This is a genomic window from Paraburkholderia sp. BL27I4N3 (assembly GCF_003386115.1).
In the GTDB taxonomy this organism is placed as follows: domain Bacteria; phylum Pseudomonadota; class Gammaproteobacteria; order Burkholderiales; family Burkholderiaceae; genus Paraburkholderia.
Map to the genome: position 1 here is coordinate 429,702 of NZ_QREJ01000001.1, position 18,517 is coordinate 448,218.

At 62.3% G+C, this 18,517-nt stretch carries 14 protein-coding genes; 6 read left to right on the forward strand and 8 right to left on the reverse strand.

Annotated elements, in window-relative coordinates; all coding sequences use genetic code 11:
- Positions 1-152: 152 nt before the first annotated feature.
- Both icd and B0G71_RS01955 read left to right on the forward strand, forming a co-directional pair.
- Positions 153-1,409, forward strand: a complete 1,257-nt coding sequence (gene icd, locus B0G71_RS01950) for an NADP-dependent isocitrate dehydrogenase (RefSeq protein WP_106314184.1) — start codon at positions 153-155, stop codon at positions 1,407-1,409.
- 303 nt (positions 1,410-1,712) lie between these two features.
- Positions 1,713-2,528 (forward strand): hypothetical protein, encoded by an 816-nt coding sequence (locus tag B0G71_RS01955; RefSeq protein ID WP_116139388.1) that lies wholly within the window; start codon positions 1,713-1,715, stop codon positions 2,526-2,528.
- Between the two features lie 202 nt (positions 2,529-2,730).
- Here the strand turns inward: B0G71_RS01955 and B0G71_RS01960 are convergent, their stop codons facing one another.
- Positions 2,731-2,937 carry a cold-shock protein gene (locus B0G71_RS01960; RefSeq protein ID WP_007180614.1) on the reverse strand — a complete coding sequence of 69 codons (207 nt, stop codon included), beginning with the start codon at positions 2,935-2,937 and terminating at the stop codon, positions 2,731-2,733.
- Positions 2,938-3,488: 551 nt separating this feature from the next.
- Between B0G71_RS01960 and clpS the strand changes: the two genes are divergently transcribed.
- Both clpS and clpA read left to right on the forward strand, forming a co-directional pair.
- Positions 3,489-3,803 carry an ATP-dependent Clp protease adapter ClpS gene (gene clpS, locus B0G71_RS01965; protein WP_012434130.1) on the forward strand — a complete coding sequence of 105 codons (315 nt, stop codon included), beginning with the start codon at positions 3,489-3,491 and terminating at the stop codon, positions 3,801-3,803.
- Positions 3,800-6,097: an ATP-dependent Clp protease ATP-binding subunit ClpA gene (gene clpA, locus B0G71_RS01970; RefSeq protein ID WP_074765373.1), complete on the forward strand. Its 2,298-nt coding sequence runs from the start codon at positions 3,800-3,802 to the stop codon at positions 6,095-6,097. The genes clpS and clpA overlap by 4 nt, the downstream gene beginning before the upstream one ends.
- A 66-nt stretch (positions 6,098-6,163) precedes the next feature.
- Here the strand turns inward: clpA and B0G71_RS01975 are convergent, their stop codons facing one another.
- The 7 genes from B0G71_RS01975 to B0G71_RS02005 form a co-directional block, all read right to left on the reverse strand.
- A complete protein-coding gene (locus B0G71_RS01975) occupies positions 6,164-8,674 on the reverse strand; it encodes a hypothetical protein (protein WP_116139390.1) in 2,511 nt (836 codons plus the stop codon).
- A gap of 403 nt (positions 8,675-9,077) precedes the next feature.
- Entirely contained in the window at positions 9,078-9,524 is a 447-nt protein-coding gene (gene dut, locus B0G71_RS01980; protein WP_116118143.1) for a dUTP diphosphatase, read from the reverse strand.
- Positions 9,525-9,537: 13 nt separating this feature from the next.
- A complete protein-coding gene (locus tag B0G71_RS01985; RefSeq protein ID WP_116148272.1) occupies positions 9,538-10,557 on the reverse strand; it encodes an LLM class flavin-dependent oxidoreductase in 1,020 nt (339 codons plus the stop codon).
- A 75-nt stretch (positions 10,558-10,632) separates the two neighbouring features.
- Positions 10,633-11,847 carry a bifunctional phosphopantothenoylcysteine decarboxylase/phosphopantothenate--cysteine ligase CoaBC gene (coaBC, locus tag B0G71_RS01990; protein WP_116139392.1) on the reverse strand — a complete coding sequence of 405 codons (1,215 nt, stop codon included), beginning with the start codon at positions 11,845-11,847 and terminating at the stop codon, positions 10,633-10,635.
- A 113-nt stretch (positions 11,848-11,960) separates the two neighbouring features.
- Positions 11,961-12,479 carry a signal peptidase II gene (gene lspA, locus B0G71_RS01995; protein ID WP_116139394.1) on the reverse strand — a complete coding sequence of 173 codons (519 nt, stop codon included), beginning with the start codon at positions 12,477-12,479 and terminating at the stop codon, positions 11,961-11,963.
- On the reverse strand, positions 12,479-15,316 hold the full coding sequence (ileS, locus tag B0G71_RS02000) for an isoleucine--tRNA ligase (RefSeq protein WP_116139396.1): 2,838 nt from the start codon (positions 15,314-15,316) through the stop codon (positions 12,479-12,481). The genes lspA and ileS overlap by 1 nt, the downstream gene beginning before the upstream one ends.
- Before the next feature lie 171 nt (positions 15,317-15,487).
- Entirely contained in the window at positions 15,488-16,483 is a 996-nt protein-coding gene (locus B0G71_RS02005) for a bifunctional riboflavin kinase/FAD synthetase (protein ID WP_106283418.1), read from the reverse strand.
- Positions 16,484-16,600: 117 nt separating this feature from the next.
- On the opposite strand from B0G71_RS02005, the gene purN reads away from it, so the two are divergent.
- The gene (gene purN / locus B0G71_RS02015; RefSeq protein WP_116139398.1) at positions 16,601-17,254 is read left to right on the forward strand and encodes a phosphoribosylglycinamide formyltransferase; all 654 of its coding nucleotides are present in this window, start codon (positions 16,601-16,603) and stop codon (positions 17,252-17,254) included.
- Positions 17,251-18,510, forward strand: coding sequence for an RsmB/NOP family class I SAM-dependent RNA methyltransferase (locus tag B0G71_RS02020; protein WP_106283416.1), 1,260 nt, complete (start codon positions 17,251-17,253; stop codon positions 18,508-18,510). Before purN ends, B0G71_RS02020 begins: the two co-directional genes overlap by 4 nt.
- Positions 18,511-18,517: the final 7 nt, after the last annotated feature.

Genomic DNA, 18,517 nt, shown 5'->3' on the forward strand with positions numbered 1-18,517 from the left:
ACCCCGAGCCGTTGCCGCCTCGGAGCCACCGCCGCGTGGGCTAGAATAGCGGCCAGACCGCTTGCAGTCGTCCGGCATTGCGCGTAGCGAGGAGCGCCCCATTTCGCAGTCTCCCCACCAGCTTTCAGCACAGCCTTCACTGGAGTCCGATCATGCCGTATCAGCACATCAAGGTTCCGACCGGTGGTGACAAGATCACCGTCAACGCCGATTTTTCGCTCAACGTGTCCGATCAGCCGATCATTCCGTATATTGAAGGCGACGGCACCGGCCTCGACATCACGCCGGTCATGATCAAGGTCGTGGACGCCGCGGTTGAAAAAGCCTACGCGGGCAAGAAGAAAATCCACTGGATGGAAATCTACGCCGGAGAGAAATCGACCAAGGTGTATGGCCCGGACGTGTGGCTGCCGGAAGAGACGCTGCAGGTGCTCAAGGAATACGTGGTGTCGATCAAGGGCCCGCTCACCACGCCGGTCGGCGGCGGCATCCGTTCGCTGAACGTCGCGCTGCGCCAGGAGCTGGACCTGTACGTGTGTCTGCGTCCGGTGCAGTATTTCAAGGGCGTGCCTTCGCCGGTGCGTGAGCCCGAAAAGACCAACATGGTGATCTTCCGCGAAAACTCGGAAGACATCTACGCCGGTATCGAATGGCCGGCCGAATCGGAGCAGGCGAAGAAGGTCATCAAGTTCCTGCGCGAAGAGATGGGCGTGAAGAAGATCCGCTTCCCGGATACGTCGGGGATCGGCATCAAGCCGGTGTCGCGTGAAGGCACGGAGCGTCTGGTGCGCAAGGCGATCCAGTACGCGATCGACAACGAACGCCGCTCGGTCACGCTGGTGCACAAGGGCAACATCATGAAGTTCACCGAAGGCGCTTTCCGCGACTACGGTTATGCGCTGGCGCAAAAAGAGTTCGCAGCGGAACTCATCGACGGCGGCCCGTGGATGAAGATCAAGAATCCGAAGACCGGTGGCGACATCGTCCTGAAGGATGTGATCGCCGACGCGTTCCTGCAGCAGATCCTGCTGCGTCCGGCGGAATACGACGTGATCGCCACGCTCAACCTGAATGGCGACTATGTATCGGATGCGTTGGCCGCGCAGGTCGGCGGTATCGGTATCGCGCCGGGCGCGAACATGTCCGATTCGGTCGCGATGTTCGAAGCCACGCACGGTACGGCACCGAAGTACGCCGGCAAGGACTACGTGAACCCCGGTTCGGAAATTCTCTCGGCGGAAATGATGCTGCGCCATCTCGGCTGGACCGAGGCGGCGGACCTGATCATCAAATCGATGGAAAAATCGATTCTGCAAAAACGCGTTACGTACGACTTCGCCCGCTTGATGGAAGGCGCGACGCAGGTATCGTGTTCGGGCTTTGGCCAGGTGCTGATCGAGAATTTGTGAGGCGGTTCGCGCTGAGCTAAGTGAGTTCATCTCTGCAACCCCGGCGCCGTGAGGCGGCCGGGGTTGTTTGTTTTTTGCCCGCGGGATCGCGAGTTCGAGCGCATTGCGATGCCACGAAAAAACGCGCTATAGCTTCGCCGGCGCGGCCGTCACGCGCGTGATCGGCATTGCGAACCGTTATTGAGATGCCGGCCATGTGGCGTCGGTTAAGTTACGCCGCAGCGAGCGCCCGCTCGCCCGGCGCGAGGGTCGCGCAACTTTGTCCGAGCCTCGGCCGCGTCACTGCATGCAAACACAATAACGATGAATACGAACCTCACACCCATCGTCGCGAATGTCTACGTCGCCACGCCGAGCTATGGCGCGGTCGTCACCACCGGCTACGCGCTCGGACTTCTGGATCTGCACGATCTGGCGCAGCAATACGGCTTTGGCGTGCGCGTGAACTTCAACAGTTTCGACAGTCTCATCACACGTGCCCGCAACACCATGGTCGCGGAGTTTCTCGCCGATGATCGCTTCACGCACCTCATGTGGATCGACAGTGATATCGGTTTCAAGGGCGACGATGTCGTCCGCCTTCTGCGGGCGAACCGGCCGGTCGTGGCCGGCGTCTATCCGATGAAGAACGACGGCTGGCCCGCCGCGGGTCTCGCGCAGCCGCTGCCGGCCGGCTCGACGCGCGCGGACTTCCGGACGATGCACGCGTCGTATCCGGCCGTGGCGCGCTCCGACACGCTCGAACCGGACGCGGACGGCTTCCTCGACGCGCTCGATGCGCCGACCGGTTTCATGCTGATCCGACGCGAAGTGTTTCTTGCGCTGATCGAGGCGTATCCCGAACTGCATTGCCGCTCGCGCATTGTCGGCCGCCCGGAATTCGACGCGGGCAAGGTGGCGGACTTTTTCTATGCGTTTTTCGACACCGGTATCGATCCCGAGACGCGGGCGTACCTTTCCGAAGACTATTGGTTCTGCCGACTGGTGGCGAGCATCGGCATCACGCCGGCGATCGACGCCCGTTCTAACCTGACACACCAGGGGATCGCAGTGTACGAAGGCGATGTCGCCCGCAGCCTGGAAGCGCAGCGCGCGATGATGCGCCGTATCGCCGCATAGGGTGTCGCGTCGGCGCTGCTTGCCCAGGAAGCCCGGTGCAGAAAAAACGGCGAAGGGCTGTTATCGCAAGCGGGGAAGCGTGCATTGAATGAACCGCTACCCGATATATGGGACGCGCGTTCAGTCAGCACGACTAGATACTGACGCCAAAAAAAGAAACCCGGCACGAAGCCGGGTTTCAAAGGACGGGTATCGACCAGTTTCAGGCGGGTGCCTGGATGTTCGATGCCTGTTTGCCCTTCGGGCCTTGCACGACCTCGAAGGTCACCTTTTGGCCTTCCTTCAGGGTCTTGAACCCATTCATCTGGATGGCCGAGAAGTGTGCAAACAGATCCTCACCACCTTCGTCAGGCGTGATGAATCCGAAACCTTTTGCGTCATTGAACCATTTGACCGTACCAGTTGCCATTCCAACTTCCCCTGTAACTCATGTCACTACCACGAGCCCTCGAAAAGCTCGACGGCCGCGTGATGCAGCCGCTCCCTCCTCACAAGCTCACCATCGGCATTTTTTCGAAATTATGGCGCAGTGAAAAAAGTGCCAGCTTGATTGTTGAGGCTCTTTATTCGGGTGTCAAGAAAATTTTGAGACGGAGTCGCGGCGTTGCAAACAGGCCATTTCCAGGGTTTTTCCCGCTTTCGTTATGTGCGGTTGCGCAAGCGGGGCGTCTTGAAAAGTCGCATAATCGACTCACATGCTGTTCTGCGGCGCGTACCGCTCAAGTTGAGGCCGGGCGAGCCGTCAGCCAGTTAAGGCAGGTTGTGCGATACTCGATCCGACTGCGGTGCAACACGACCGCAAGGCATCACAGGATAGGGGCCGGCTCCGCAATCGGCTCGTCGATTTAACGCACGCATTGGCGGGGTCTCTCCCATCAGGCGATAGCGAACGGGCTCACCGGCCGGTCGGCCGGGTTTTGACAGGATTGCGGGCCTGTCCTAGTTGTTTAGAATGGGTGTATGGCGATTATCCCGGACAAGCAGGACGGCACCGTACTGGAGCGGCAGGAGAAAAAGCTCAAGCCGCCATCCATGTACAAGGTGGTGCTGCTGAATGACGACTTCACGCCAATGGAATTTGTCGTGATGGTCGTGCAGGAATATTTCAATAAAGATCGTGAAACCGCAACACAGGTAATGTTGAAGGTGCATCGCGAGGGCAGGGGAGTTTGTGGGGTCTATACGCGGGACATCGCGTCGACCAAAGTCGAGCAAGTCGTTACCCACGCACGGCAGGCCGGGCATCCGCTGCAGTGTGTGATGGAGGAAGCATGATTGCCCAGGAACTGGAAGTCAGCCTGCACATGGCGTTCATGGAAGCACGCCAGGCGCGGCACGAGTTCATAACGGTCGAACACCTTTTGCTGGCCCTGTTGGACAATCCAACCGCGGCGGAGGTGTTGCGTGCATGCGCGGCCAATATCGAGGATCTGCGCCAGAACCTGCGCAACTTCATTCATGACAACACGCCGACCGTGCCCGGCACGGACGACGTCGACACGCAGCCCACGCTGGGTTTCCAGCGTGTGATCCAGCGCGCGATCATGCATGTGCAGTCCACCTCGAATGGCAAGAAGGAAGTGACCGGCGCGAACGTGCTGGTGGCGATCTTCGGCGAGAAGGATTCGCACGCGGTGTACTACCTGCAACAGCAGGGCGTGACGCGTCTGGACGTGGTGAATTTCATCTCGCACGGCATCGCCAAGACGAGCAGCACGGACGCCGCGAAAGCGAGCGACGCGAATGCCGAGTCCGACGAAGCCGCCGCGCAGAAGGAAACCCCGCTTGCGCAGTTCACGCAGAACCTGAACCAGATGGCGAAAGACGGCCGCATCGATCCGCTGATCGGGCGCGAGTCGGAAGTCGAGCGCGTGGTCCAGGTGCTGTGCCGCCGCCGCAAGAACAATCCGCTGCTGGTCGGTGAGGCCGGCGTCGGAAAGACGGCGATCGCCGAAGGCCTCGCGTGGCGCATTACGCGCGGCGAAGTGCCGGACATTCTCGCGGATGCCCAGGTGTATTCGCTCGACATGGGCGCGCTGCTCGCCGGCACCAAATATCGCGGTGACTTCGAACAGCGTCTGAAGACGGTCCTCAAGGAATTGAAGGAACGTCCGCACGCGATCCTGTTCATCGACGAAATTCATACGCTGATCGGCGCAGGCGCTGCGTCGGGCGGCACGCTGGACGCGTCGAACCTGCTCAAGCCGGCGTTGTCGTCGGGTACGTTGAAGTGCATCGGCGCGACTACTTTCACTGAGTATCGCGGCATCTTCGAAAAAGACGCGGCCTTGTCGCGCCGTTTCCAGAAGGTCGACGTGACCGAGCCGACCGTCGAACAGACGGTGGCGATCCTGCGCGGCCTGAAGTCGCGGTTCGAAGAGCATCACGGCGTGAAGTATTCGTCGGGCGCGCTGTCGGCGGCGGCTGAGTTGTCGGCACGCTTCATCACGGATCGTCATCTGCCGGACAAGGCGATCGACGTGATCGACGAAGCGGGCGCGGCGCAACGCATCCTGCCGAAGTCGAAGCAGAAGAAGACCATCGGCAAGAACGAGATCGAGGAAATCATCTCGAAGATCGCTCGCGTCCCGCCGCAAAGCGTGTCGCAAGACGATCGCAGCAAGCTGCAAACGCTGGATCGCGATCTGAAGAGCGTGGTGTTCGGGCAGGACCCGGCCATCGACGCGCTGTCGGCCGCGATCAAGATGGCGCGTGCTGGGCTCGGCAAGCTGGACAAGCCGATCGGCGCGTTCCTGTTCTCCGGCCCCACGGGTGTCGGCAAGACGGAAGTGGCCAAGCAGCTGGCGTTCACGCTGGGTATCGAGCTGATCCGCTTCGACATGTCGGAATACATGGAACGTCATGCGGTCAGCCGGTTGATCGGCGCGCCGCCGGGCTATGTCGGTTTCGACCAAGGCGGGCTGCTGACCGAAGCTGTCACGAAGAAGCCGCATTGCGTGCTGCTGCTCGACGAAATCGAAAAGGCGCATCCGGACATCTACAACGTGCTGCTGCAGGTCATGGACCACGGCACGCTGACGGACAACAACGGCCGCAAGGCGGATTTCCGCAACGTCATCATCATCATGACGACGAATGCGGGCGCCGAGGCAATGGGCAAGTCGGTGATCGGCTTCACGAATCGTCGGGAAACTGGCGACGAAATGGTCGACATCAAGCGCATGTTCACGCCGGAGTTCCGTAACCGTCTAGACGCAACGATCAGCTTCCGTTCGCTCGATGAAGAAATCATCATGCGCGTGGTCGACAAGTTCCTGATGCAGCTGGAAGATCAGTTGCACGAGAAAAAGGTCGATGCGCTCTTCACCGACGCGCTGCGCAAGCATCTCGCCAAGCACGGCTTCGATCCGTTGATGGGCGCACGGCCGATGCAGCGTCTGATTCAGGACACGATCCGTCGTGCACTGGCCGACGAGTTGCTGTTCGGCAAGCTGATGAACGGCGGCCGCGTGACGGTCGACGTGGATGCCGAAGACAAGGTGCAGTTGACCTTCGACGAACATCCGGCGCCGCGCAATCCGAATCCGGAAGCAGTGGAAGTCGAGTAAACTTACGCGGTAGTACTGATAAAAAACGGCGTGGACTAGGTCCACGCCGTTTTTTTTGAGTTGACGTTATTGATCGAACGTGATCGGCTGGTTCATGTAGGCATTCAGTTTCTGTCTTGCCCACGGCTCCGGATTACCGATTGCGGAAACGATGCCGGTCGTTGAGCCACCCCCGAGCAGCACGCTGAAGATACCTCGCAACGGGAAGTCGCCGTACAGAGGGTTCGAAATGTCGAAGGGTTCGGAGCGGATGAACATGTCCTCCGCGGTGGTCCCCATGTATTGCTGGAATGCCTCCGGAAATTGCAACGCGAGAATGGTGGGATGCACGTTCTCGTAATTGGAGCCGATTGCAGGATCGCCCAGCAGGCAACTGCCGCCCGTTCCCCAGTGTTGGGAGTCGAAATCCGTCGCGACCGGATCGGTCGTGTTCGGAATGCGGCTCGCGGGCATCTGCCATGGCATCACCGGCAATTTAAGCGCGCGGCTGACCGCCTTGCAGAAATCGAAGTAGCGGTCCCATTCGCGAGGGCCGTAGCAGTAGCCGTTCACATAGGCGCGCTGCGTGAAGTCGTCGGCTTCGTACCGGTCGATCGCCAGGAAGTCGGGCTCGTAGGGCGCATCGTAGACGCCGAGGCTCGTCACATAGTCCGCGGTTTGCTGCGCCATCTGAGCCGGATCGATGCCGTCGTCGTAGATCCATTCCGAGTAGCCGACACCCCACAGATTGATCTGCCAGCCGAACGTTACGCTGGGCGCGACCGTGCGCGTCAGCCAGTTCACCGCGAGCACGTAGCCGGCTATGTTCTCGGCGATGTCGTCGGGAATGGCCGCCTTGATCGACCAATGGTCGAGGGCTTGCTGTAGCGGCTCGCGCACCGGCATCGGGTAGGTCGCCCCGAAGTTGGCTTGCTGGCAAGCGCCGAGAAAGTCAGGGTTCACGATAAAGCCCGCGGGGACCGGGTGGTCGCTGTCGATGGCCTCCGTCGCGATGTTGAGCGCCAGAATGTAGTTGGAAAAACTGTGCGCGTGAGCGTCGGCGTTGGCGAGGATGGTGGGCGTGTCGCCGAGCGACAGATTGCAGGTGTACGACACCATGACGGGCAAGACCGGCTGAGTATTTCCCTGTTGGAGTTCGACGTTGCGCGCGAGCGTGAGGGTCGCTCGGGTTTGCGGATCGTCGGTCAGGTAGACGGACGAATCGCCGGCGCCGTCGGTGCCGGCGTAGTCGAAGACCGAGGTCGCGCGTGCCGCGGCGAAGTCCGCCTGATTGGACGGCGTCAGGTCCGCACAGCCGCCGAAGCACAGGTAGGCCGGAAAGCCGCGCACACTGAGATTCGCCGATGCCTCGATCGTCACGTCGAGTGCGGCGCTGCCGCTGCCTGGCACGCTCAAGCTTGACGGCGTCTCGACTGCGTAGACGACGCCGGCGGAGAGGAAGTCGTCGGCCACTACGGTGTAGTCGCCCGGCTGAACGAGGGCCGAGAAAGCAGTCTGTTGCGATGTTGCCGTGACGTTCTGCAGATAGTTCATGCTGCCGCCTATCAGACGCAACGGGAGCTGGCGATCGACTGGATGATCGACGGTGACATTGATCGCGACCCGGGTATAGCTCGTGGTGTCGACGTTTTCTGTCTGCACCATGGAATTGTCGATGACTACGGTTTGCAGTGCGTTCGTCAGCGTGACAAGCGGTACGTTGAACGAATAGTCGACATTGTCCAGTGCGATGTTCTCAATCGACACGCGCGCCGAGCCCGATGGCGGTAGCTTGCGCAGCGAAGTGACATGGTTGGTCGTGGTGGTGAACACGGCCAGCGTTTCGCCTGTCGCGCTGTCAGTCAATGTGACATTGAGTGTTTCAGTCGATAACCCTGATAGCGACCCAACCGAAATATCAAGCGCGCAATAGTATTCGACGGGAGCGAACGTGACCCCGAGCGTGGTTGTTGCGCCAGCCACGACGTCGATCGTGTTGCGGTCGATTACAAGCGGCGCAATGACCGTCTGATCGCTTGTGCTGACGCTGTCGCCCGTCACCGCGTAGGTCCCTTGATCCACGGTGATGCTGGCCGTGGCGCCATAATCGAGCGGCATCGTGACGACTGCGCTGCCTCGCATGAGGGTGAGGGCGGGCGCAATGCCGGCGAGCGCCGCATCCGGCGCGGGCGCGCAAGTTGCGGACACCGTTCCGGTGATGGCCGGCGCCTGGTCGGCGGCAAACACGAATGAATCGAGCCAGGTCTGCGAGTCGGTCAAGAGATCACCGTCCACGCCGATCGTAATCTGGTCGGCCCGCTGCATCGTATAGCTGGTCGTGTAGGGGATCGTGGCCGTTACGTCGAAGGTGCCGTCGCCAATTTGCGTGGTGTCTGCCGTGATGTCGCCGGTCACCCACGTGCTAAACGACGGCTGGATTGCTGTGGCGTCGAGATTGGCCGGCGAGCGAAAGTTGAACTCGAGGAACTGATTGACGGTGACCGCGCTGCCGTCTTCATAACGCAGGTTGGAAACGACGATCGTGCCATACCATTCGTTCGCGCCCGACCCAACGATTGCATCATATTCGATCTTCATACAAGCTCCGTTCAACGTAGGCCGGCGAACACCGAGCGCCCGTTTGGGCTAAAAAAGTGCTATCCGGACAGTGGCTTATCAGTGATGCGCTCAAATTTAATACGTATGCCTAAATAAAAATCTTGATATAAGAATGTGATTTCGGTCTTTAACCTCCTGGGATTTGCGTGGATAAGGTGGGAAAGCAGACGGTAAGGCGGCCGCCGGATGCAGATTGATTAGTTAAGCAGATTAAGTCGTTTGTCTGGTGACTGATTTATAGGTGGCGCGTGACCCTGTCCAAATGGGACAAGTCCGAATTTAATCTGCCGCTCGCGAAAGGCGCGAGGGATATGGGAAGGGTAGAAGGAAGCCGTGCTGATTGAAGCTCATCCAGCACGGCCTCAGGCAAAACGTGACGGGCTTAGTGCTTGCCTGTGCTGCCGAAGCCGCCGGCGCCGCGTTCACTGGTTTCAAAATCGTCGACGATATTGAACTCCGCTTGCACGACCGGCACGATCACCAGTTGCGCAAGACGTTCCATCGGATTCAACACGAACGTGGTCTCGCCACGGTTCCACGTCGAAATCATCAGTTGACCTTGGTAATCCGAATCGATCAGGCCGATCAGATTGCCCAGTACGATCCCGTGCTTATGCCCCAGGCCCGAACGCGGCAGAATCAACGCGGCATAGCCCGAATCGCCGACGTGAATCGCCAGGCCCGTCGGCACCAAAGCTGTCTCGCCGGGTTTCAGCGTCAACGGTTCGTCGAGGCACGCGCGCAGGTCGAGGCCCGCGCTGCCGGTGGTGGCGTAAGCCGGGAGCTGATCGCGCATGCGCGCGTCGAGGATCTTCAGGTCGAGTTTCATGCAGGTTCGAAGGTTAAGAAGTGGAGGCCGGGCGTTCGAGCTGGAACGCTTCGGCAAGAAGTTCATAGGAGCGCAACCGGGCGCGGTAGCTGCCCGCCACGGTGAGCACGATCAGTTCGTCGGCGTCGAACTGTTCCTGCAACGAGTGCAAGCGCTCGGTGACGGTTTCCGGCGTGCCGATGATACTGCGCGGTTTTTCGCGATCGATCACCAGACGCTCGCGCTCGCCGTATTCCTGCGCGACGCCCTGTTCGATCGTCGGGATCGGTTCGTTCAGGCCGTAGGCCATTTGCACGCGGCGCAGATCGACGGCCTTTTCCAGATCGGCTGCTTCCTGTTCGGTGTCGGCGCAAATCACGAACACCGCGGCTGCCAGATACGGTTGCTGTATGCCTTGGCCGGCCTTGAAGCGTTCGCGATACGCATGCGCGACCTGATGGCCGAAATGCGCGTTGATGAAATGCGCGAACGCGAAGGGAATGCCGAGTTGCGCCGCCAGCAAGCCGCCGAATTCGCTCGACCCGAGCATCCACACTTGCGGACGCGTATCGACTTGCGGCTGCAGCAGCACGCCGCTCGCAATGTGATCGGCGGGCAAGGTGCCGTGCATCAGACCGAGCAGATCGGCCACCTGCTGCGGAAAAATATCGCCGCGATTGTAGTCGCCGGCAGCGACCGCTTGCGCGGTGCGCATGTCGCCGCCCGGCGCGCGTCCCACGCCCAGATCGATGCGATTGGGGAACAGCGCTTCGAGCATCATGAATTGCTCGGCGACCTTGAACGGGCTGTAGTACGGCAGCATCACGCCGCCGGAGCCGAGTCGGATGCGTCGAGTCACGCTGCCGAGGCGCGCCAGCATGACCTCGGGGCAGGGGTTCGACACGCCGCGCAGGCCGTGATGCTCGGCACACCAGTAACGCGTGTAGCCGAGATCGTCGGCGAGTTGTGCGAGTTCGACGGTGGCGGCGATCGCATCCGCCACCGAGTGCCCGGAAATCACGGGCGTTTGATCGAGTACGGAGAGTCGCGTCATGTCGGTGCCGCTCCAGATGATTCCGTTCGCCAGCGCGACTCGCGGCGACCGCATTCAGGCGGCCGCCGGAATCGCTCAGCGAATCAGACTTGTGTCGGGCAGACGCTTCGCGATCTCCGCGATCAGCGCGCGCGCGAGCGTCCGTTTGTCGGCGCGTGGCAGCTTCGTCGCGCCGCCTGCTTCGAACAGGATCACCTCGTTGTCGTCGAGGCCGAAAGTTAGCGGGCCGAGATTGCCGATCAGAAGCGGCACGTTTTTACGCAGGCGCTTTTCTTCGCCGTGCACTTCCAGATCGCCGCTTTCCGCGGCGAAACCGACTGCAAACGGTGGATGCGGCAGCTTCGCCACCGAGGCCAGAATGTCCGGATTTTCAACGAAGGAAAACGTGGGCAGCGCGCGATCCGCAGTCTTCTTGATCTTGTGCTCGCTGGCGTGATCGACGCGCCAATCGGCTACCGCAGCCACGCCGATGAAAATGTCCGCGTCCGCGACCGAGCGCATCACCGCGTCATGCATTTGCTGCGCGGTTTGCACGTCCTGGCGGAACACGCCCCACGGCGTTTCGAGCGCGACGGGGCCGGCGATCAGATGCACCTCGGCGCCGGCCTGTTGCGCGGCGCGTGCCAGCGCGAAGCCCATCTTGCCGCTGGAGCGGTTGGTGATGCCGCGTACCGGGTCGAGCGGTTCGAACGTCGGCCCGGCGGTCAGTAGCACGCGCTTGCCGGCGAGGATTTTCGGCGCGAAGAAGGAGGCGATAGCTTCGTAAGTGGCCGCGGCTTCGAGCATGCGGCCGTCGCCGACTTCGCCGCACGCCTGCGGGCCGGAATCAGGTCCGAGCACTTCGATGCCGTCCGCGCGCAATTGGGCGACGTTGCGTTGCGTGGCCGGGTTCTGCCACATTTGCCGGTTCATGGCCGGCACCACCAGCAACGGACAATCGCGGGCAACACACAAGGTGGACAGCAAATCGTCGGCCATGCCGTGCGCGAGTTTGGCGAGGAAGTCGGTCGAGGCGGGCGCGATCACGATCGCATCCGCTTCACGCGACAGATCGATGTGCGCCATGTTGTTCGGCACGCGTCCGTCCCACTGGCTCGTGTAGACCGGACGGCCCGAGAGCGCTTGCATGGTGACGGGGGTGATGAACTGCGTGGCCGCTTCGGTCATGACGACCTGCACGGTCGCGCCGGCCTTGATCAACAGACGCGTGAGTTCGGCGATCTTGTAGCAGGCAATGCCGCCCGTCATGCCGAGGACGAGGTGTTTTCCTGCGAGTTCTGCGGTTGCCAACGAAAGCCTCCGACAAAGCGTGGTGGCGGACAGCGAGGCGTTGCGTCCCCGCCGCCGCGTCTTTCAAAGCGTACTTGCGCGCAAACGTCAGTGCGTGAAGTCAGCGTGTGCGCTTAGCGCGAGCCGCGCACGCGCCGCAGTTCGTCGAGCACGAGCAGCACCGCGCCGACCGTAATCGCGCTGTCGGCGAGATTGAACGCCGGCCAGTGCCACGTGCGCACGTGGAAATCGAGGAAGTCGATCACGTGGCCATACGCGAGCCGGTCGATCACGTTGCCGAGCGCGCCGCCGAGAATCAGCGCGAGCGCCGTGCAGAACATTTTCTGCCCGCCGTGGCGCTTGAGCAGATAGCAGATCACTAGCGCGGCCACCACGCCAAGCGCGGTGAACGCCCAGCGTTGCCAGCCGCCCGCCATGGCGAGGAAGCTGAATGCCGCGCCGCGGTTGTACACGAGGATCAGGTTGAAAAACGACGTGACCTCGTGTTCGACACCGTAGGCGAACACTTTCTGCACCGCGATTTTCGTCAGCTGATCGAACAGGATGACGATCAGCGCGACGCCCAGCCAGGGCGCCAGCGAACCGTTTGCAGCAGATGTTTTCGGCGCGGTTTTCGACATGGTTCTGGCCATTATGCCGCGCTCCTGATTTCACCGTTGCCGAACAGATTGCTGAAGCAGCGGCCGCACAGCGTGGGGTGTTCGGCGTTCGCGCCGACGTCCGCGCGGTAGTGCCAGCAGCGTTCGCACTTCAGATACTTCGAGGCGATGACTTCGACGCCTTCTTCCGCTTCGCTGTCGACCTTCACCACGCTTGCCGCGGACGTGATCAGCACGAACTTCAGGTCGTCGCCGAGGCTCGTGAGCGCGTCGTAACGGGCGCCGCTCGCGCGGATTTCCACTTCCGCCTGCAACGACGAACCGATCAGGTTCGCGACGCGCGCTTCTTCCAGCGCCTTGGTCACGTCGCTGCGCGCGGCGCGCAGGAGCGTCCACTTGTCTAGCAGCGCGCCGGCGTCCGGCACGGCCGGGAACGCGTGATACGTCTCGGTGAAGATCGTTTCGCTATTCGGCTGGAAGATCTTCCACGCTTCTTCGGCGGTGAACGACAGGAACGGCGCCATCAGACGCAGCAAGCCGTGCGCGATGTGATACAGCGCGGTCTGCGCCGAGCGGCGCGCGACGGAGTCCGCGGCCGTGGTGTACAGACGGTCCTTCAGCACGTCCAGATAGAAGCCGCCGAGGTCTTCCGAGCAGAACGTCTGCAGCTTGGCGACCACCGGGTGGAATTCGTACTTGTCGTAGTGCGAGAGGATATCGTTCTGCAGATTCGCTGACAGCGCCACCGCATAGCGATCGATCTCGAGCCAGTCTTCGACCGGACGCGCCTGTTGCGCGAAGTCGAAGTCCGACAGATTCGCGAGCAGGAAGCGCAGCGTATTGCGGATACGGCGGTAGCCTTCCGTCACACGCTTCAGGATTTCTTCCGAGATCGCCAGTTCACCCGAGTAATCGGTCGACGCAATCCACAGGCGGATGATTTCCGCGCCGAGGCGGTTGGCCACTTCGTGCGGATCGACACCGTTGCCGAGCGACTTGCTCATCTTGCGGCCTTCGCCGTCCACGGTGAAGCCGTGCGTGAGCAGCGCGTTGTACGGCGGACGGCCGTCGAGCATCGAAGCGGTCAGCAGCGACGAATGGAACCAGCCGCGGTGCTGATCCGAGCCTTCCAGATACAGGTCGGCCGGGAATTGCAGTTCGTCTTTGTGCGAGCCGCGCAGCACGTGCCAGTGCGTGGTGCCCGAATCGAACCACACGTCGAGCGTGTCGCGGTTCTTTTCGTACATGTTGGCGTCGTCGCCGAGCAACTCGCGCGGGTCGAGCGTTTGCCATGCTTCGATGCCGGCCTTTTCCACACGTTGCGCGACTTCTTCAAGCAACTCCAGCGTACGCGGATGCAGTTCGCCGGTTTCCTTGTGAACGAAAAACGCCATCGGCACGCCCCATTGACGTTGGCGCGACAGCGTCCAGTCCGGGCGGTTGGCGATCATGCTGAACAGGCGCTGCTTGCCCCACGCCGGATAGAAGGCGGTGTTCTCGATGCCTTCGAGCGCGGTTTCGCGCAGCGTTTTGTCGGTATCGTTCGGCTTCACGTCCATGCCGGCGAACCATTGCGAGGTCGCGCGGTAGATGATCGGCGTCTTGTGGCGCCAGCAGTGCATGTAGCTGTGCGTGTACTTCTCGGTGCGCATCAGCGTGCCGGCGCCTTGCAGCGCTTCGACGATCTGCGGGTTGGCCGCCCAGATCGACAGGCCGCCGAACAGCGCGAGCGATTCGATATAGCGGCCGTCGCCCATCACCGGATTGATGATGTCGGAATCCGCCATGCCGTGTGCCTTGCACGACACGAAGTCTTCCACGCCGTACGCCGGGGACGAGTGCACGATACCCGTACCCGTTTCGGTCGTCACGTAGTCGCCGAGATAGACCGGCGCCGTGCGCTTGTAGCCCGGATGCGCGGACGCGAGCGGGTGATGGAAGCGCAGATTGACGAGCTTCGCGCCCGGCGTGGTGGCGACGATCGTGCCTTCGAACCCGTACAGCTTCAGGCACGCTTCGACGCGCTCTTCAGCAAGGATCAGCAGGCCGCGCGGTGTGTCGACCAGCGCGTAGACGATTTCCGGGTGCAGGTTCAGCGCCTGGTTGGCGGGGATGGTCCACGGCGTGGTGGTCCAGATCACAATGCCGCCTTCGTTGCGCGGCAGCGCATTCAAACCGAATGCTTGCGCCGTCTTTTCCGGCTCGGCGAAGCTGAACAGCACGTCGATGGTTGGATCGGTCTTGTCCTTGTATTCGACTTCCGCTTCGGCGAGTGCCGAGCCGCAATCGAAACACCAGTTCACCGGCTTCAGGCCGCGGAACACGTAGCCTTTCTCCATGATCTTCGCGAGCGCGCGGATTTCGCCGGCTTCGTTCGTGAAGTTCATGGTCTTGTACGGATTGTCCCAGTCGCCGAGCACGCCCAGCCGCCGGAAGCCGACCTTCTGCTTCTCGATCTGCTCGGTCGCGTAAGCGCGCGCCTTCTGCATTACTTCGGCGGCCGGCAGCGACTTGCCGAACTGCTTTTCGATCTGGATTTCGATCGGCATGCCGTGGCAATCCCAGCCCGGCACGTAGACCGCGTCGAAGCCCGCCAGATTGCGCGCCTTGACGATCATGTCCTTCAGGATCTTGTTCACCGCGTGGCCGAGGTGGATGTCGCCGTTCGCATACGGCGGGCCGTCGTGCAGGATGAACTTCTTGCGGCCCTTGGAGGCGGCGCGGATCGTTTCGTAGACCTTGCGCTCCTGCCATTCCTTGACCCATTGCGGCTCGCGCTTGGGCAGGTCGCCGCGCATCGGGAATGGCGTGTCGAGCAGGTTGACCGGGTAGCGTGACTGCGGTTTCGAATCGGCTTTCTTATTGCTCATGATGAGGTCGCGGTGAATTCTTTCTATGCGCGGTAGCGCGCGGAATGCGCACGATGCGCGAGGGCGTTGGGCGCGCCCGGCAGGCATGTCGCGTGATCCACGGACGCCCTTCGATGCGCGCGGCGAGGGTCCACGCACGCGGCGCTTGAGCGCCTGCATGGACCACGGCGGTTATCTAATTCGGTCGGTGGCCGAGGTGGCGAAGCCGGTGGAACGGCTGCCCGGCGTGCCGGCGCCGACAGCCGCGAACCACGCGCGCGCATTGACGACGTCGCGCTTGATGGCGGCGGTTAGCGTTTCGAGGTCGATGTACTTTTCCTCGTCGCGCAGTTTCTTCAGGAATTCGACGCGCACGAGTTTGCCATATGCGTCGCCATGCCAGTCGAGCAGGTGAACTTCGAGCAGCACGCGGCCGGAATCGTCTACCGTGGGACGCAGGCCGAGGCTCGCGACGCCCGGCAGCGGCTCGTCCGCCACGCCGTGCACGCGCACCACGAAAATGCCCGCGAGCGCCGGGCGCTTGTGAGCGATCGGCACATTGAGCGTGGGAAAGCCGAGATCGCGGCCGAGCTTCATGCCGTGCACGACATGGCCGCTGATCAGATAATCGCGGCCCAGCGCGGCACGCGCCGAGTCGAGGTCGCCCGCCACCAGCGCGGCGCGCACGCCAGAGCTGGAAATGCGTGCGCCCGACGGATCGGCCACCGTGGCCATCTGCTCGACTTCGAAACCGTACTGCTGACCCGCCGCCTTGAGCGACCCGAAGTCGCCCGCGCGCTTCGCGCCGTAGCGGAAGTCGTCGCCGATCATCACCCAGCGCGCGTGCAGTCCGTTGACGATGATCCGTTCGACAAACGTGTCCGGCGACTGGCTCGCGAACGTGTGATTGAAGTGCTCGACCACCACCCGATCGACGCCGTTGGTGCGCAGCGCCTCGAGCTTGTCGCGCAGCATCGCGATGCGCGGCGGCGCGCCCGCCGGGTTGAAGAACTCGCGCGGGTGCGGCTCGAAGGTCATCACGCAGACGGGCAGGCCGCGCGCGTCGGCAGCCGCGCGCACGTGGGCGAGCAAAGCCTGATGGCCGCGGTGGACACCGTCGAAGTTGCCGATGGTCAGTGCGCAGGGCGCACGGCTTTCAGCATTGGGAAGACCGCGGAAGACTCTCACGATAGCGGGTTTGAGATGGAGCGGGCGGGGTGCCGCAAAACAAACGATTATAAACGTTCGGCGCAGTGGACGGCGGCGCGTCGCGGTTTCGGTGTCCCCGAATGATAAAATCCGCGGATGAAAAAACTCGTCATCCTGATTTCCGGACGGGGAAGCAACATGGAAGCCATCGTTCGAGCCTGCTCGAACGAGGCCTGGCCGGCGCAAGTCGCCGCTGTGATTGCCAACCGTCCCGACGCCGCGGGCCTTGCGTTCGCGGCATCGCACGGCATTGCCACGGCGGTGGTCGACCACCGCCAGTTTCCCGACCGCGACAGCTTCGACGCCGCGCTGGCCGAACGAATCGATAGTTTTGCGCCCGACCTGGTCGTGCTTGCTGGATTCATGCGGGTGCTGACGGCCGGTTTCGTCGATCATTACGCTGGGCGCATGCTGAACGTGCATCCGTCGCTGCTGCCGAGCTTTCCGGGCCTGAAAACCCATCAGCAGGCGCTCGACGCGGGTGTGCGGCTGCACGGCGCGTCCGTGCATTTTGTGACGTCGCAACTGGATCACGGGCCGATCGTCGCGCAGGCGGCGGTGCCGGTCGAGACGGGCGACACCCCCGCCATGCTCGCCGAACGCGTGCTGGCAACCGAACACATCATTTATCCACGCGCGGTGCGCTGGTTCGTCGAAGGGCGCCTTGCTCTGGACGGCCTGCGCGTCACGCTTACGCCGCCGGAGCCGCAATGGCTCTTTGCCGGTCACACCGCCGGAGAGGGCGCATGAGATTGCATGGTTTTTTGATTGGACAAACTGAGACTTTGTTGGCTGAAGTCCTAAAACTGACCGGCCCGGCCGATGCCACCACCAGCCGTTTCTTCCGCGCTCATCCGAAGCTCGGGCACGGCGAGCGCGGCGTGATCGCCGAGGCCGTTTTCGCGGTGCTGCGCCGCCGGATGGAGTTCGCCCATCTGGCCGAAGGCGGCGCGGGCAACCCGGCGCGCCGCATGGCATTGCTCGGCCTGATGCAGACGGCGGGGCGCAATGCGCTCAAGCCGTTCGTGTCGGAACAGGAGTTGAGCTGGCTTGAACATGTGTCGAAGATCGACCCGGAAAGCCTGCCGCTGCGGATTCGCCTGAATCTGCCTGACTGGATCTATCAGGCGCTGGCCAAGCGTTTCGAACCCGCCGAACTGGCGCAACTCGCCGCGGCGCTGAACTACCCGGCGCCGCTGGATCTGCGCGCAAACCCGATCAAGGCCAGTCGCGACGACGTGTTGAACGCGCTGTCGAAGGCCGGCATCGAGGGCGGCGCGACGCCGTTCGCGCCGTTCGGCGTGCGCGTGGTCGGCAAGCCGCCGCTCACCAAGCTCGACGCGTTTCAGCACGGCTGGGTCGAAGTGCAGGATGAAGGCAGCCAGTTGCTTTGCTCGCTGGTCGCGCCCAAACGCGGCGAGATGATCGTCGACTTCTGCGCCGGCGCGGGCGGCAAGACGCTGGCGCTGGGCGCCGCAATGCGCTCCACCGGACGGCTGTACGCCTTCGACATCTCCGAGCGGCGTCTCGCCAAGCTCAAGCCGCGGCTTGCGCGCAGTGGTCTGTCGAACGTGAACCCGGTGCTGATCGACAGCGAACACGACGCCAAGATCAAGCGGCTCGCCGGCAAGATCGACCGCGTGCTGGTCGACGCGCCGTGCAGCGGCTTGGGCACGCTGCGCCGTAATCCGGATCTGAAGTGGCGCCAGTCGCCGGAATCGGTCGCCGAACTGGCGCCGAAGCAGGCGTCGATTCTGGCCAGCGCGGCGCGTCTGGTGAAAAAGGGCGGCCGGCTCGTCTATGCCACCTGCTCAATCCTGGAAGCGGAAAACGAAGCCGTGGTGCAACAATTCCTCGCCGACCATCCGGATTTCGCACTGGTGCCTGCGCGTGACGTGCTGGCCGAGCAGCGCATCGATCTGGAAATGGGAGATTACCTGTCGCTGTGGCCGCACCGCCACGCGACCGACGGCTTCTTCGCCGCCGTGCTGGAACGCCAGAGCTAAGCGCAAC

Excerpts from the sequence above, each read along its gene's own strand:
- B0G71_RS02020 (WP_106283416.1), top strand. The coding sequence starts at position 17,251 with ATGAGATTGCATGGTTTTTTGATTGGACAAACTGAGACTTTGTTGGCT.
- B0G71_RS01955 (WP_116139388.1), top strand. The coding sequence starts at position 1,713 with ATGAATACGAACCTCACACCCATCGTCGCGAATGTCTACGTCGCCACG.
- B0G71_RS01960 (WP_007180614.1), bottom strand. The coding sequence starts at position 2,937 with ATGGCAACTGGTACGGTCAAATGGTTCAATGACGCAAAAGGTTTCGGA.
- B0G71_RS01985 (WP_116148272.1), bottom strand. The coding sequence starts at position 10,557 with ATGACGCGACTCTCCGTACTCGATCAAACGCCCGTGATTTCCGGGCAC.
- purN (WP_116139398.1), top strand. The coding sequence starts at position 16,601 with ATGAAAAAACTCGTCATCCTGATTTCCGGACGGGGAAGCAACATGGAA.
- dut (WP_116118143.1), bottom strand. The coding sequence starts at position 9,524 with ATGAAACTCGACCTGAAGATCCTCGACGCGCGCATGCGCGATCAGCTC.
- clpA (WP_074765373.1), top strand. The coding sequence starts at position 3,800 with ATGATTGCCCAGGAACTGGAAGTCAGCCTGCACATGGCGTTCATGGAA.
- icd (WP_106314184.1), top strand. The coding sequence starts at position 153 with ATGCCGTATCAGCACATCAAGGTTCCGACCGGTGGTGACAAGATCACC.
- ileS (WP_116139396.1), bottom strand. The coding sequence starts at position 15,316 with ATGAGCAATAAGAAAGCCGATTCGAAACCGCAGTCACGCTACCCGGTC.
- lspA (WP_116139394.1), bottom strand. The coding sequence starts at position 12,479 with ATGGCCAGAACCATGTCGAAAACCGCGCCGAAAACATCTGCTGCAAAC.
- clpS (WP_012434130.1), top strand. The coding sequence starts at position 3,489 with ATGGCGATTATCCCGGACAAGCAGGACGGCACCGTACTGGAGCGGCAG.
- B0G71_RS01975 (WP_116139390.1), bottom strand. The coding sequence starts at position 8,674 with ATGAAGATCGAATATGATGCAATCGTTGGGTCGGGCGCGAACGAATGG.